The 15,079-nt window shown below is 59.0% G+C and carries 9 protein-coding genes and 1 pseudogene; 5 read left to right on the plus strand and 5 right to left on the minus strand.

The window, feature by feature from the left end; translation table 11 throughout:
- Positions 1–264: 264 nt before the first annotated feature.
- Together ABIB80_RS22245 and ABIB80_RS22250 are read right to left on the minus strand one after the other, a co-directional pair.
- Positions 265–1,047: a hypothetical protein gene (locus tag ABIB80_RS22245; protein WP_354128351.1), complete on the minus strand. Its 783-nt coding sequence runs from the start codon at positions 1,045–1,047 to the stop codon at positions 265–267.
- An 818-nt stretch (positions 1,048–1,865) separates the two neighbouring features.
- The gene (locus tag ABIB80_RS22250) at positions 1,866–2,348 is read right to left on the minus strand and encodes a MarR family winged helix-turn-helix transcriptional regulator (protein ID WP_354128352.1); all 483 of its coding nucleotides are present in this window, start codon (positions 2,346–2,348) and stop codon (positions 1,866–1,868) included.
- A gap of 489 nt (positions 2,349–2,837) precedes the next feature.
- Here ABIB80_RS22250 and ABIB80_RS22255 point away from each other — a divergent pair, with 489 nt between their 5' ends.
- Complete coding sequence (locus ABIB80_RS22255) at positions 2,838–4,355, plus strand: porin (RefSeq protein ID WP_354128353.1); 1,518 nt, start codon at positions 2,838–2,840, stop codon at positions 4,353–4,355.
- 285 nt (positions 4,356–4,640) lie between these two features.
- Here the strand turns inward: ABIB80_RS22255 and ABIB80_RS22260 are convergent, their stop codons facing one another.
- Positions 4,641–4,787, minus strand: coding sequence for a hypothetical protein (locus ABIB80_RS22260; RefSeq protein ID WP_354128354.1), 147 nt, complete (start codon positions 4,785–4,787; stop codon positions 4,641–4,643).
- Between the two features lie 248 nt (positions 4,788–5,035).
- Here ABIB80_RS22260 and ABIB80_RS22265 point away from each other — a divergent pair, with 248 nt between their 5' ends.
- From ABIB80_RS22265 to ABIB80_RS22275, 3 genes are all read left to right on the plus strand, one after another.
- Positions 5,036–5,812 carry an enoyl-CoA hydratase/isomerase family protein gene (locus ABIB80_RS22265; protein WP_354128355.1) on the plus strand — a complete coding sequence of 259 codons (777 nt, stop codon included), beginning with the start codon at positions 5,036–5,038 and terminating at the stop codon, positions 5,810–5,812.
- A gap of 2 nt (positions 5,813–5,814) precedes the next feature.
- Complete coding sequence (locus ABIB80_RS22270) at positions 5,815–8,007, plus strand: acetate--CoA ligase family protein (RefSeq protein WP_354128356.1); 2,193 nt, start codon at positions 5,815–5,817, stop codon at positions 8,005–8,007.
- Between the two features lie 222 nt (positions 8,008–8,229).
- Positions 8,230–9,729 carry a M81 family metallopeptidase gene (locus ABIB80_RS22275; protein WP_354128357.1) on the plus strand — a complete coding sequence of 500 codons (1,500 nt, stop codon included), beginning with the start codon at positions 8,230–8,232 and terminating at the stop codon, positions 9,727–9,729.
- Between the two features lie 412 nt (positions 9,730–10,141).
- Here the strand turns inward: ABIB80_RS22275 and ABIB80_RS22280 are convergent, their stop codons facing one another.
- Positions 10,142–11,389 (minus strand): serine hydrolase domain-containing protein, encoded by a 1,248-nt coding sequence (locus ABIB80_RS22280; RefSeq protein ID WP_354128358.1) that lies wholly within the window; start codon positions 11,387–11,389, stop codon positions 10,142–10,144.
- Positions 11,390–12,324: 935 nt separating this feature from the next.
- Positions 12,325–13,899, minus strand: a complete 1,575-nt coding sequence (locus ABIB80_RS22285; protein WP_354128359.1) for an amidase — start codon at positions 13,897–13,899, stop codon at positions 12,325–12,327.
- Between the two features lie 922 nt (positions 13,900–14,821).
- Between ABIB80_RS22285 and ABIB80_RS22290 the strand changes: the two are divergent.
- Positions 14,822–15,034 (plus strand): annotated as a pseudogene (locus ABIB80_RS22290) (transposase domain-containing protein); the annotation flags it as partial.
- Positions 15,035–15,079: the final 45 nt, after the last annotated feature.

The following is a 15,079-nucleotide window of genomic DNA, read 5'->3' on the forward strand; positions in this document are numbered from 1 at the left end:
CAACGACAAATTTCGCTCGATCACATGCGCGCTAGTCGGACCGCCTGAGTGACTTCGGACAGCTACAGAAGGTCGCCTATCACTGATAGTGCTCGAACGGAACGGAAGACCGCGCGAACAAAACCCTGACGCTATGATGACGAGGCGAGGAGCGTGTTTTGCTTTAGATGGTCATCGTATCAGACAGTGTCACGTCACGCAGGACGCATTCGGCCAGTTGAAGCTACGAACGCTACACGCACTTCCGAGGTGCCATCGGCAATTTCAGCGCTGCCCGCTGACTAACTGAAAAACTGCATATTCCCAGGGAAAAGTGCAGCATTTCGAACTTGTGTCCGCCAACATCGAAGAATTTCGACTTGGCTGCGTTGTAATATTTTTGTGAAATACCGAGGTTGAAGGGTGAGAGCCGGGTGCCTCGCCGATGGAGACGAGGAAGCTCCGATCGTTACCGTGGAGTCCGATCAAGTTCATCTGACCAATCCCCGAGCGGGGGGGGCAGATCCAGGCCCTGGGGGAAACGGGATGAAGTACGCAGGCTGGCCTCATGTGAATGGCGATCTTTCGTCCGTAAGGCGAGGCGCCGCGATATTCCTGAACAGTCTGGAGGAGATATGCGGGAGCGCAGTTCAGCAGAACTGGATCACAAGATGGACCAGCGTCGGAGATGACCACTGTGTTCTTGCTGACCTGAACATCAAAAAAGGCGCCCTGGATAAAGCGAGCGAGGCTTGGCTTTGCGCTCTGACCGCCTTTGAGATTGCGAGGCGCCTCGCTGACGAAAACGATCCACAATGTGGAGACGTTCTGGTTAAGATCGAGGCTGGCATTCACAGGCTCAGACTGAACCTCGAGCAGAAGGTAGAGCGTGTAAAGATCGCGTGCTGCGATCAGGCCGAATTTCCCGCTTGCTTCTTGCGCGCAGGTGACTTGGCCGGCTCGGCAGTCATTTGCATCACTCGAGAAGAAGAAACAGCGGAGACACTGCTCGGAAGGCTCTTGCCCGCGGTCGTTGATCGAGGCATATCGATTCTCATTGTCTCTCACGATGACGTTTCAACACACTTGCGCGGCCGAGCGGATATCTTGCTGTCTTGCTGTCTGGATTACTTGGCAGGTCGGCCCGAGGTTGATCCGGGGCGGATTGGCGTCTACGGAGAAGGTTTTTCGGCCGTTCTAGCGACTGATTTTGCCGCGTCTGATCACCGCGTTGCTGCGGCGGTATGCGACGGGGGCCTTTGGAATTGGGCGCGGACTGTGGCGTCCGTAGGCTGGATGACGAGGGCCGCAGACATATTGGATGCGGACGCGGTGTTGGCGGGTCGCTCGCGATTGGTGCGACGGTTAAGGTGCCCTGTTCTCGTTGTCGCGGGTGGGCGTGGGACTGTGAGTGTTTCAGAAGCGATAAAATTACAAGCTGAGTGTGTTGCAACAGGCAAGGACCTCGAATTGGCCATACCGCACACGACTCGAACGCCGATGGGCGAGATCGAAAACTTCGTGACCTCCGACGACTTTACCTTTGGATGGCTGAAGAGTCAGCTTGCAAGCACTCCAGCCACGTCGCCATGGTCAGCCTGGTAACAGCAGTGAAGTTGAAGTGAAGACCTCCTCGAGCAACTTGATTTCGGCGCACGATACTTCAATCATCAGGGCGAGGGACGGACATGTAGTTCAGGTTCGAACAACATGAGATCTCGGTCCGGACAATCGTCACGCAAGACGGCGCGGGGTAAGGCCTCGATACATCTGCAACGTTTGGCTGCAGCCCCTTCGATGCACAGGGTAAGCTTGCGATCAGGTTATTACGGCCTGAATCGGAAAAGCATTGCCGAAACGGCGAGCTGGGCGTCTGCGAACCGCGCCTACAGCACGCCTATGCTCAATTTTTGAGACGCCAGCCGGCTATTCTTGGCAATCGAGGTCAGCCGCTTGTTGAGGTAGTCGACGGACGCCTGATCTAACCCGTCGAACATCGTCGAGTTCAGAGCTTGTCTCTTGATTGTGAGCTTAGCGATTTCAGCCCGCGCTTTTTGGGTCAATGACATTTGCAGAAATCGTGCGTCATCAGGCGATGGCCGGCGGGCAAGAAAGTCCATTGCTTCCAATTTCTTCGTCTGGTTCGTCACAAAGGCAGGATGGATCCGCAGCTTGTTTGCAACCGCTATTCCCGAGACGCCGCGACTTTCATCGAGCTCATCGATCGCCATCAGGATCAACCATTGCGGTTCTGATACGCCCAGCATCTGAGCCCAGCTTTTGTGAATCTCCTCGATCTGGGAATGGATTTCGACGATGTTCCAGATGAAATCGCTAAGGGCTCTATCGAGTCGTTCTCTGTCGGCCATGTCGGTCTTTCCGCGAAAGCTCATTGTCACCGTGAGCCGCGCCCGGGTGATTCTTCATTTAGCGGCTACCTCCTCTTATTCGTCGTGGGCAGCTCGAAAAAGACTGCACAAGACATGAAAGCAATGTCAAAAACGAAATTGACTAATACAATTGATTTGAGATATCATTCCGCATCATCGCTGCGCTCTCAGCTCCATTGGTCATAGTTAAATCTCCAAACAGAGTCCCTGGGATGCCCCCTAGGGGCTTTTTTGCCAAAATTCCTCTATTTCTTCTGTAAACTCGGGGGTAGTTGCCGAATTACAACGCCTTCAATCTAAACAACAGTAGCGTCAATTAATTAATTGCTACAATTCAATATGACAAGTACATCTCGATGGGACGGCGAGGGGGGTCCTCGAAGTCGTTCCGTCAAACGCCTGCCCGAGAGTTGGCAGTGGCGGATCTTTGAAGGACGGAAACGACGTTTCCAACTTGGAGGTTCATCGATGAAAGTGATGAAGAGTCTTGTTCTGGGGTCTACGGCAATTTTCGCGGGGGCGGGAGCGCAGGCGGCCGATCTGCCCGTAAAGGCCAAGCCGATCGAGTACGTGAAGGTGTGCTCGCTATACGGGGCCGGGTTCTATTACATCCCGGGTACTGACACCTGCATCAAGTTAGGGGGCTATTTGCGCGCCGATACCGTTGTGGGCACGAGCGCTGACTTTGATGCTGCCAGCGCTGGCGTCGCTGGTGCGCGGAATCGCCTCAGCAACTACTTCACGACCCAGACCCGTCAAGATCTGCAAATCGATACGCGCACCGCGACCGAGTACGGTGTGGTCCGGACCTTCGCCGAATTGGCCTTCACATGGAGAAGCGGCACCTACAGTGGGGCTGGCACAACGGGCGTGAACGGCGCGACAGCCTACACTACATCGGCCGCTTCTCAGGTTGCCGGTGGTACGCTCAATATCTTCTACGCTTTCATCCAGTTCGGCGGGTTTACGTTCGGCAAAGCGGAGTCGCAGTTCAGGACGCCGTGGGCCGAATATCCGGCGAACTCCTTCGAGCTTCCCGGCAGCGCCGGCTGGGACCCTGTGAACCAGATCTCGTATACCACCGACTTCGGTCAGGGGATTACTGCGTCGTTCTCGGCGCAGGATCAGGTTGCCAACTACCAGACCAACATCTGGAACGTAAGCGGCGCGACGGCTGCAGGTAACGCGATCGGTCTGTATGGTGCCAACGACATTGGTGGCTCGCGAGCTCCAGACCTCGTCGCGAGGGTTCGCGTGGACCAGGCTTGGGGCCTCTTCCAGGCATCGTTCGCCGCGCATGACAATCATGCTGCCTACTACGGTGCCACCGAGTTGACCGGCCATCCGGATGACAAGTGGGGTTGGGCCGGGCAGTTGGCCTTGTCAATCAAGAACCTGCCAACCGGCGCCGGTGACACGATTAACCTGACGGGCGTGTATACGAACGGTGCAAGCCGCTACAATTTCCATGACTACGTCGGCACCGCCTTTGCGATGTACGGTAGTAGCAATGTGGCCGGGACCTATCAAAGTCTCGGGGTTGCCGGTGTGTCGGACTCCGTGTTCGTGACCGGTGCCGGCCAGGAGCTGACCACAACATATGGCTTCAATGGTGGTTACACGCACAATTGGGATCCCTACTGGAATACGTCCATCTTCGGCGCATGGGCTGCCGTGCGCTATAACAACACGGCCAAGGGCTATATCTGTGGAGCGTTCGTCGCAAACCTCGCGCTCTCGAGCGGTCTTGGTGGCTGCAACCCCGACTTCAACTATGCCGTCGTTGGTACGAGGACGGGATGGACGCCGGTCAAGAACCTGACCTTCTCGGCCGAGCTCGCCTACATGATGCTCGACCAGAAATACGCGAGCGGGAGCACGGTGACCCTGCCCTTGCAAGCGGGCATCGCGAAGCCGGCTGCTACGTATGAACTCAAGGACCAGAACAGCCTCGTGCTGCTGCTCCGCGCTCAGCGCAACTTCTGAGTATCGGCAAATCTGACAGAAGGAGACAAGTAACGGCTCATACAATCCAAGTTTAACCTCCAAGAAGGCCTCCGGCATGCCCGCCGGGGGCCTTTCTCACTCAAGATCCAGGCTCTCGAGCGTGCACGAAAAGCCCATCTTGCGATTACGCCTCGCCAGGCCGCACGCCGTTCCGGCAGACCTGCATCGCCCAGATTGGCATCCTGGCATCTGGACCGCCTTCAGGTGCTGGGCGCCAGAACGATGCTACTCGTCGCGTCGATCACTCCAATGTTCGGCAGGTAGCTACACATCTGCCGCAAAAATGGTATGGGCGGCCAGGCTGCCGTCGAGAACGGCCGAGCGGACGCCGCTGAGCCACTTCAGGTCCCGCTGCACGGAAGTTGAAGTCTCCAGCAATTTCACGACGGGCTGAGTGCGCCGTGTCAGCATATCAGCTCTCTGCAGCCGATCTCCACGCGTCCGCTCGATCCCATGAATTCCTGTCCCAGAAAAGCAGACCGGGCCAATGCAGCCGCGTGCCCAGTTTCCACGATGAATCCCTGCGCCAGAACAAAAAACTCGCATGATATGGGCGCGCGCGGACGGAAGCGGTTGATTTTCTTCTTACTCTTAAGCTTATGTTTTCGGTTGATGACGACCCCTGATCGAACGGGGCGGATCAAGTGGAAGGACATGTTGTGGAGACCGCCACCTACAAGATCCAGGACAGTATCGCCGAAATTCGCATGAATCGGCCTCACCGACTCAATGCAGTGGTGCAGCAACTCTACGACGATCTCCTCGCGGCTCTCGACCAGGCCGAAAATGACGAGGCCGTCCGCGTGATCGTCCTGACCGGAGAGGGGCGGGCGTTTTGTGCGGGCGCCGATATGAAGGAGCACAAGGCTGGCCGCACGACCTTCGATAGACGGCAATATCTGATGAGCGAACAGAGGGTCTGCAGGCGTCTCGCCTCACATCCAAAGCCGATCATTGCGGCCGTAAACGGCTATGCACTGGGTGCCGGTGCTGAAATGGCGATTGCTTGCGATTTCATCGCGATGGCTACATCCGCGCGCATCGCACTTCCTGAGATCGGGATCGGCGCATTTCTCGGCGGTGGCGCTACGCACATCCTTCCACGACTGGTCGGCCTGGCAAAAGCACGTGAAATGATCTTCCTTGGCCATCAGATCGATGCGATGGAAGCGGTCCGGATCGGGCTCGCCTCGCGGTGTTTCCGCGACGACGAGTTTGCCGAAGGCGTCCGTATCCTGGCAATCGAACTCTCAAAGAAGGCGCCATTCTCGATGCAGCTCGCCAAGGAGCAGTTGGCGTCGGCTGCCTACGGGACCTTCGAATCTGCGCTTACAGCTGAGCTGGAGGGCATGATGTTCTGTTCGAAGACGCGTGATTGGCAGGAGGGCATTGACGCTTTCGCCGAAAAGCGTCTGCCGATCTTCCGCGGGGAGTAATAATGGCATCGAACAATCTGATCGACATTCTATATCCAAACTCCATCGCGATCATCGGCGCGTCGCAGAATCCGGCCAAGCGCGGCTATCGGTCACTGAGAACGCTGCTGGATGACGGCTACTCCGGAGCGATCTATCCGATCAACCCAAAGGAGAATGAAATTTGCGGGGTACGGTGCTTCTCCAGCCTGGATGGCTTGCCGGGCCCCGTCGACCTCGTGCTGGTCTGTACTCCGGCCGCCACTGTCCCTTCGGTCATGACCGAATGCGCGGAAAGAGGAGTGCTCGGCGCCATAGTTCTGGCGGGGGGCTTCGCCGAGGCCGGGGACGATGGCCGAGCGGTCCAGGATGCAATGCTTGCCGCCGCACGTGCCGGCAGCGTAAGAATCATCGGACCGAATACTTCGGGCATGTTCAATACTCATAAGGCCTGCAACATCGTTGGGTTTTCAGACTTGCGCAAAGGTACGATCGGGCTCCTGTCCCAGTCCGGCAACATGGCGCTGTCGCTCGTTACGGAAGCTCAAGCCAACGGGTGTGTCGGTCTGAGTACGTACGTTGGCGTTGGAAACGAGGTCGACATACAATTCCACGAGTATCTTGACTATTTCGCAGCGGACCCCAACACCAGCGTCGTGATCGCCTATATTGAGGGTCTCAAGGATGGTCGCCGCTTCCTGCAAGCTTTGAGGCGCATCTCGCCAGTCAAACCGGTCGTGATTTACAAAGCGGGGCGGACAAGTGCGGGAAGGAGTTCCGCGAGATCTCATACCGGCGCTCTTGCCGGTGAATACGCGGTGAGCGAGGGCGCACTGCGGCAGGCCGGCGCGATCCTCACGCACCGATCCGATGAAATTCTGCCGGTTGCGGAGGCGCTTTCATTAATGCCAGCCCTGAACTCCCGCCGCATCGCCGTCCTTGCCGACGGCGGAGGTCACGCAACGATTGCTGCCGATGCAATGTGTGAGCGCGGGCTGGTGCTCGCCCGCCTGAGTGAAGAGACGCGGTCGCGGCTTGCGGCAATTCTCCCTGCGGCCGCATCGCTTGGCAATCCTGTCGATGTCGCTGGCGGCACGGATGCTGATCCGTCAATATTTGCCGCCGCCGCCGAGATTCTTCTGCAGGATTCGGCAGTCGACGGCCTTCTCATATCCGGTCTCTATGGCGGGTACGCGGTCCGTTTCTCGCAAGACCTGCTCGCGGTCGAACTCGATGCGACGGACGCGATAGGCGCGATGCCGCGCCGATATGATAAGCCCATCATCATTCACAGCCTGTATGGTGCTCTCCAGGGAGATCTGCGACCGTTGCCGCTTGTGTACGCGCGCCGAGCCGGCATCCCCGTGCAAAGTTCCCTGGAAACCGCCGTGCAATGCCTGCAGGCCCTCGCAGAGTATGGTGAGGCGCGTCGCGCCCTTGCGCAGCTGCCGCCACGCCGCGCGGAACGCAACGGCATCTTTGAACAGGTTCTTGCGCGCTGCAGGGCCGAGGGTCGGCAGGCGGTACTCGAACACGAAGGCAGATCAAGCCTGCAGGACTTCGGCTTGCAGTTCGCTCCGGCTCTGCTGGCTGCAGGCGAGGCGGATGCCGAGGAGGCGTTTCTCCGCCTCGGCGCACAGCCAGTCGCGATGAAGATCGTGTCTCGAGACATCATCCACAAGACGGAGGCAGGCGGAGTAAAACTCAACGTGGCTGACGTCGCATCGGCGCGACGCAGTTTTGTCGAGATCGTTGCAAATGCCAGGGCCGCTGTAGCGAATCCGGATATTTCCGGTGTCCTGATCACGCCGATGGCAGCAAAGGAGGGAGTCGAAGTCATCGTCGGCGTCGTGCGCGACCTAGCGTACGGCCCCGTGATGATGTTCGGAATCGGCGGAGTCCTGGTCGAAGTCCTCGCTGACGTCGTTTTCCGCGCGCTTCCGATTTCGCCAGATGATGCCGCTGCGATGTTGGGTGAAATCAAGTCGAAAGCGCTTCTCGATGGCGTACGCGGAGGAGACCCGGTTGACCGGGATGCGCTTGCAGACCTCATGGTGAAGATTTCGCGCTTCGTTGAGGCATTCCCGGAGATCGCTGAACTCGATCTTAACCCGGTCCTCGTCCATCCCGATGGTCTGGACGTCCTCGACGTCCGCATTCTTCTCACCGAGGCATCTGGAGCGCGATTGATGCGGGAGAACGGTATTGAGGCATGAATGGTCTGCCCGGAACGATCGACCAACGTCGATCATGCAATTCCATGTATCCGCGTCCGTCCTCGACTGCGAAAGCGCCCAAACGAACCCGGAGGGAGCCCGATTGCCGATGTCCTCCAAATGAACGAACATGATCAATAATTGTCAGGCCGTGTCCGTAGGAGACTGGCAACCGGTTTTGGCGGCATATTGTCGGCAGCGGACGCAAAAAGGAGATGACTGATGTCTTCTAACGCCAGCACGGGACACCGTATCGCTGTTGCGGGCTTCATCCAGGAATCGGTGACGTTCATCGACAAGCAGATGCCTCTTGAAGAATTCAGGCTGGTCGAGACCTCCGGTCCGGATCTGCTCGACAAGTATCGGGGGACCAACACCGGAGTCGGTGGGATGATCGACGTTTGCGAGCGCGAGTGTGCCGAGATCGTTCCTCTGTTCTGTACTTCAGGCGGGGCTGCCGGCCCGACCAGCGACGAAGCTTATGAGCACTATGTCGAAAGATTGGTCGAGGGCCTGAGATCGGCGGGCAAGCTTGATGCCGTCCTGCTGGATCTTCATGGGGCGATGGCGACGCCGACACGTCTTGATGCTGATCGGGAGACACTGGAACGTGTCCGAGCGGTTGTCGGAGCGAACATCCCGATCATGGTTGCGCTCGACTATCATGCCAATCTCGACGAGGGAACAATCGCGGCGGCGGATGCTGTCTTCGGCTGTCGCTTCTCGCCACACACGGACATGGGCCTGGCAGGAAAGCGCGCGGCGGAGTGCCTGTTTCGTTCTTTGCGAGGAGAGATCACACCGGTCTGCGTTCTCGTGAAGCCAGGTGTCATGGTGCCGAGCATCTTCAGCACGACGAACCTGAATCCACTCAAGTCGATCGTCTCCCAGTCAATCTCTGCGAGCGATCGGAGCGACCGATATCTCGATGTATCGATCTTCGCCGGCTTTTCCTACGCCGATGTACCGAACTGTGGCTTCTCGGTTGTGGTGGTAGTGGACAGAGACCGTTCGACCGCACTCGAGCTCGCAAACAGCTTCTCGTCTCGGATCTGGACGCAACGGGAAGCTCTGAATCACCGCGAGCTGCTGCACTCCGTCGTCAGCGGAATCGACGCGGCCAAGAAGCTCGTATCCGAAGGCAGACGCCCGGTCATTCTGCTTGAACATGCCGATCGGATGCATGATTCGACTTATATCCTTCGTGAGGTCCTGAGCCAGAGGCTGCCGCGAACGGCCGTTCCTTATCTGTGGGATCCTCAAGCAGTTGCCGAAGCGGTGTCCGCCGGCGTCGGCGCCGCAGTCAATCTCAAGGTCGGCGGAAGGAGCAGTGGGCGTGCGGGCGGGGCGGTCTTGGTCGAAGGGAAGGTGGTTCACGTGGGGCACGTCAGTTACCGCGCGACCGGTCCTTACTTTACTGGCCGCACCGTAGCGCTGGGCGACACCGCCGTAATAGACACGGGAACAGCAATCGTCTCGTTGACTTCGTTGCCAAGTACTGCCGTCGACGACGATTGCCTGACGCAATTCGGACGCACGCTGGACGAATTCGACTACGTCGTCCTGCGCTCCAAGACGCACTTCCGCGCATTTTTCGAGTCTGCATCCGCGGCCATTCTTATTGTCGACACTCCGGACTGGGGACCTGCAGATTTGCGCAGCCTACCATATAGACATGTTGCGGTTGATCGGGTCTATCCCTTCTCCGACGAAAAGCGCTGAGCCGTCCGGGGGGCGGGGTCTGCGACGACACAGGCAGCTCGGCAATATCGACTCAAGCTGTTAATGGTCAGGGCGTCCCGGCTTGGGGCAAATCACGAAGCGCTCGTCCCCCTGCGCATCCATCGGTACGGGGAATCGTTCCGCGCAAATCCGCGCCGCGGCCAGGGGTGCGGGCCGATTTCCGCCGCAATTCAGCAGGTACTGAAAACAACGCGCACTGGGCGCGCCGCTGTCGTCAGAAGCTGATCCTCTGCGCGTGTCTGTTTCTGCCAGCCACTGAGTGCAGATCATTGACATGGTCTGCAACATTCGGCGCCATCTTTCCGCGCGCCGGCGCCGGGGGATCGCCTAGCCAGCGCGTGCTCCGCGCTGAACGTGGTGCGCGTGGGGCCGAGCCTTGTCGTCGTGTTCGTTACTCGCGCAGCATCCGCCCCAGAGCCAGCATCTGCGGCAGTACGATCGGCTCACTCGCGGCAGATGATGCCACTGGGTGCGACGCAAAACGCGCGACCACCATCTCAGCCTTGGGCGCGATATACACGCGCTGGCCGTGAATGCCCGAGGCTTGAAAAGCGCCGAGCTCGTCGTGCGTTACCCACCACTGGCTGCGATACGAGCGAGTCACCCCCAGGGAGACGAACCTCGCGGGGTGATCGCCCTTCTGGACGTCATGTACGACCGCTGCGGGAATGAGCTGCTTTCCGTTCCACTCGCCTTCGCGCCGCATCAGCTCGCCGAAGCGCGCCACGTCGCGCAGCGTCGCGCACATGCCACCACCGCCCATCTGAGTGCCAGCAGGGTCAACACTGACGTAGCCGTCCTCCTCGCAGCCGAGCGGGGCCCAGAGTCGCTCATGCATCAGTTGCGTGAACGAGCGGCCCGTCACGCGCGTCATGACCCACGTCATGACTTCTGAGTTCACCGTCTTGTAGGCGAAGCTTTCGCCATGCGCCCCTTCCTTGCGTACAGTGCGCAGGTAGTCGCACAAGGTCCGCGGCCCGTCGTAGCCGGCCGGCCGCGGCCGCCTGCCGCAAGCGCGGCCAAGTACTCGAACGCTGGAGCGCTCATCAGCGTAGATCTCGTTGTAGTCAAGGCCGGTGTGCATGTCCATCACCTGACGCAGCGTGGCGTCGTCCCATGCAGTGCCCCTCAGTTCGGGAAGATAGTGCGGGATCATCTTTGAATCGTCGAGCACGCCTTCATGGACGAATGCTGCAGCAAGTGAACCCGTGTAGGACTTGGTGACCGAGTGGCACGCATGCGGCAGGTGCGGCTCAAGCTCACCAAAGTACCGCTCATAGACAATTCGTCCGCGATGCAGCACCAGGATGCCGTCGGCATAGGTGTCGAAGAGGGCGTCCTCGAACCGGCGGGTACGGCCATCCAGATCGGCGAAGGTCAGCGCCTCGATCTCGCTGGTCCTGTCCACACGCTCAAATTGTGAAGGCGCGCCGGGGCCGCGCCACACGTTTGCGGTCGGCCCGAGTTCGCGCATGTGCGACAGCGACCAGCGAATCTGAGGAAAATCGATAAACGCATCGCTCTCGAACGTGATGCGCTTCTCCGGAGGCGGCGGCGCACCACACATCCAGCCGAGTTCACGCGGATCGGAAGCACGGCCGTCGAGATAGCGCTTTCCGTCGAATTCGAGCAGACCCATCACAGTCTCTCTGCTTCATCTTTTCGATAGGTGTACCTGGCCCGTTCTTCAGGAGAGCGCTCCGAAGCGTCGCTCTACTGCGGGCAGAACGTCATTGCTGGGAAAAATCATATCGTGTGCCAAAAGACCAAATCTCCCGAATGCGGCGTCGCACAGCCGAAATTCTGCGCCTAACAGGGAAATCACGCCGAAGAGCGGCCGACTGCGTCTGTAGCAGCAATGCTTCAGATCGGCCGGGACGCCTGTTGTCGTTCCCGCGCGATTCTGGTCGAATTCATCTCGATTCAGGCTGTCCTCTCTTGGCCAATCTGGCGATAGCTCGCGGATCCGATATCACACCAGCGTGCAGGTTTGCGGGAGTCGAAATGTTCGCGGCTGGCTCCGGGGCTCACCGATGCGCTTGTGAACTCTCTGCGAGTTTCAGGAACTCCGTCAGCAGCACCTCCCCCCCTGTTGGGATCAGTATTGATCCGGGACGGAACTGCACGCCATAGGTGGATGATGCCTATGTACGAGGGCCATGAACGCGCTGTCCCCTTGAGTTGAAGCGAGCGGAGCCCATCGAGCTCAACAACAAGAGAGAGCGCCGGACACGAAGTGGCGATACGAGGCATATGTCGAGGATCGGATACGACCTGAAAGGCCGCCCACGACAGAGGTGGAAAACGGCCAGCGGAGTGCAGGGATTGGGGAGATGACCCGCTTGCGGCTTGAGACCGACAACATCACTGACGATCAGGGCGTCCTTGCGCATGTTTCCGGGCTCGACCTCGCGCTTATGCGGAGGCGACGCCAGTCTGTTTCAGCATCCCGCGTGGATCTTGGATCCTCAACCTCTTCAGCTCGACAGGTCAACTGCCGCCGGCTGCTCAAGTGCGAGGTACGCAATGCGCGGTGTTCGATCAAGCCTGACTAGTCCTGCGAGCGCCGAGGCGCTAAGCTTCGTTTCTGAGAGTGGGTACCTTACGGTGCCGGGTTGCGCACTCATATGCGTATGCGTAAGACAACAGTTCGGCCTCACTCCACATTCCGCCCACAAAGATCAAGCCGAACGGTGACCCCGACGCGTAGTAGCCGGCAGGAACAGTGACCCCCGGAAAACCACCAATGTTGATTTGGTCGACAGTTGTTGCACGAATGAGCTCCGTCCCGTGCAGCGCCGGCAGCTCCTGAAGCATCTGGGGAAAGACGCAGGCGTCGAGGTGATAACGTGCAAACACCTCATCGAATATCGCAAGATACTCCTCCTTGAGAGCAATGAACTCACTGATGTTCGGCGGGTGCGACGGGTTTGCCAGGACCGCTGCGAACTGCGGTAGATTGGCCAGGAAGTACGCTATGCCGGTCGGCCCGAACGGATTTTCCTTCGCAGTCGCCTTGGCGAACTCCGGAAACGTCTTTAGAGCGGCCTTAGAGCCCAGCCGCTCGAGGTATTTGTGAAGGTCGTAGGGAGCGGACTCAAGGCCGCGTGCGTCGAAATTCGCAAGCGGAGGAATCGGCCAATGGAGGTCCGCAAATCCCGAGCCGGCAAAGGGATCTTCGATCAGAACTGCGCCGATTTTTTCGAGCTCGTCTTTTGCTCTGCCATAGAGTTCCTCCGCCTCCATTGAAAGACCCTGATTGCGCCATCCGCTGCCGTAAAGGGCAAGCCGTTTGCCCTTAAGCGCATCCGCGTCAAGCTTTGAGGTGTAACCTCCCTTTGGCTTCTTGCCGACACTTGCGAGGGTCTTGGGATCCTCTGACGTGTACCCGGCAAGCACATCCAGGCAAATGGCCGCGTCGCGCACACATCGCGCAAGGGGACCGACGACATCCCGATTGGCCGATCCAGGAAAGACGCCCGCGTTGGGCACCAACCCGATAGTTGGCTTGATGCCGACGAGGTCCTGCGCCGAAGCAGGATTTTGAATCGAACCACCGGTCTCTTCGCCCAGGCCGAGCACAACCATAGCCGCGGCGACCGCAGAGGCGCTGCCTGAACTGCTGCCGCCTGGCACGCGCTCGGGTATCACGACATTCAGTGTCGGCCCTGCCCAACTGTTATTGGCGTGAGAACTACTGCAGCTTAGAATGGGAACGTTTGTCTTTCCGATGATCACTGCGCCCGCCTCCCGCAACCGGGCCACGACCGGTGCGTCACGCTCCGGCGTGAGATCGACCCCGCCCGTTGTGCTGCACAGCAGCGACCATCCCGCAGTTGTGGGAAGGCCGGCCATGTCTATGGTGTCTTTTACGACGACCGGAACGCCTGCCAACGGACCAAGGCGCTCGCCGGCCGTACGGCGCCTATCGATTTCCTTCGCATCGTCGACGGCCGAGGGGTTCAGAAAGATGATCGCGTTGTATTTCGCATTGTACCGCTCAACCGCGTCGAGGCTTGCCTCGACCAACGACTTGGCCGTGTACGCTCCGATTGCCAATCCAGCTTGAACGCCTTCGACAGTGAGGCTTGTAAGATCCAGCGAGTTACTGCTGGATTGGTCATTATGGATGTTGGCGGGCCGATTCATCGGTTGCTCCATTGCTGCTGTGGTCCGTGACCTCGGGCGCTTGGTGAGCCTCGACCACGACTACTTGAATGCCCGTTGCTCGATTAACGATCCCACCGTTACGCAACCCGAGCGGGTGCATCCCCGCCGGTAGATCTCCGCCGCCCCAGCATCGGGCGCCGTGCGCCGTCCGGCGCACAGCTCAATCAGCGGCAGCAAGTACACCGGTTGGAACAGGTGCGCCGGGCCGGCCGGTGCAAAGAATGATCTCGAATTAATAGTACCGGGCCGCGGGATCTGCGTTCGAGCAATATCACCAGTCACAGCGCAGCAATTCTGCCCCTGAGCGTCAAAATGTGAAGCTTTTATCCCGTGAACTGTGGCCTCGAACCGGCACGTCAAGAGAGGTCATCGGAAATTTAGAAAGGATCAGGCGCGGCACATGCGTGGCGTAGCCAACCTCGGACAGAGCGACACCTTATGGTTTCGCCGCCAGTTAATCTCTGGTAAAATGACTGGGGCGCGCCCAGTCAACGAGAAGGAACTCGCGGCGTACTGCGGCCGATTACAATGAATCAACGGATGCGCGTTTCGGCTCAACGGCAGCGGCAAGCTAGGTTTATCGCCATGTCATGCCCAACGAGGGGAAGCCAACAACCGATCTGAAAGGCTCGGCCGGCTGCGTGGGGATCACGATGGGCTCGTCTCACCCCGCGTCAACCGCAGGTAGCTGATAGCCGAATACATGCCCGCGAGCTGCAGTGGGAGCGAGTCTGTCACGTCGGTCCGGATCGAGCGCACCTACGCTTCCCGATAGCGCAAGGGAGGAGCTGCTTAGGCGCTACTCGTATCTGCCCCTGCGACGATCGCCGATGGCGTGACAGATCCGGAAGGCGTGCCGCGTCAGGCGTACGAGTCCAACGTATGGGGCACCGAAGATTCCAATTGGACCTTCGCCGGCAGCCTGCGCGGTGCCGACCGCGCCGCCATCATGCTGACGATGATCACCACCTGTCGTCTTAACGATGTCGATCCCAAGGCCTGGCTCGCCGATATCATCGCCGATCGTCCCGCATCGCGTCTGCACGAACTGCTGCCCTGGGAATGGAAGCTCCTCCGCCAAGGCGACACTCCCGCCGATCAGCAGGCTGCCTGATCTTCACGCAACGCCTTCATAGCGCTACCCGGCCCTCACGCGCAT

Source organism: Bradyrhizobium sp. i1.15.2, from assembly GCF_040548425.1.
Lineage (GTDB): Bacteria > Pseudomonadota > Alphaproteobacteria > Rhizobiales > Xanthobacteraceae > Bradyrhizobium > Bradyrhizobium canariense.

Bases quoted from the DNA above. Each gene is read 5' to 3' on its own strand.
- ABIB80_RS22250 (WP_354128352.1), bottom strand. From the start codon at position 2,348: ATGGCCGACAGAGAACGACTCGATAGAGCCCTTAGCGATTTCATCTGG.
- ABIB80_RS22255 (WP_354128353.1), top strand. From the start codon at position 2,838: ATGAAAGTGATGAAGAGTCTTGTTCTGGGGTCTACGGCAATTTTCGCG.
- ABIB80_RS22260 (WP_354128354.1), bottom strand. From the start codon at position 4,787: ATGCTGACACGGCGCACTCAGCCCGTCGTGAAATTGCTGGAGACTTCA.
- ABIB80_RS22270 (WP_354128356.1), top strand. From the start codon at position 5,815: ATGGCATCGAACAATCTGATCGACATTCTATATCCAAACTCCATCGCG.
- ABIB80_RS22275 (WP_354128357.1), top strand. From the start codon at position 8,230: ATGTCTTCTAACGCCAGCACGGGACACCGTATCGCTGTTGCGGGCTTC.
- ABIB80_RS22280 (WP_354128358.1), bottom strand. From the start codon at position 11,389: ATGGGTCTGCTCGAATTCGACGGAAAGCGCTATCTCGACGGCCGTGCT.
- ABIB80_RS22285 (WP_354128359.1), bottom strand. From the start codon at position 13,899: ATGAATCGGCCCGCCAACATCCATAATGACCAATCCAGCAGTAACTCG.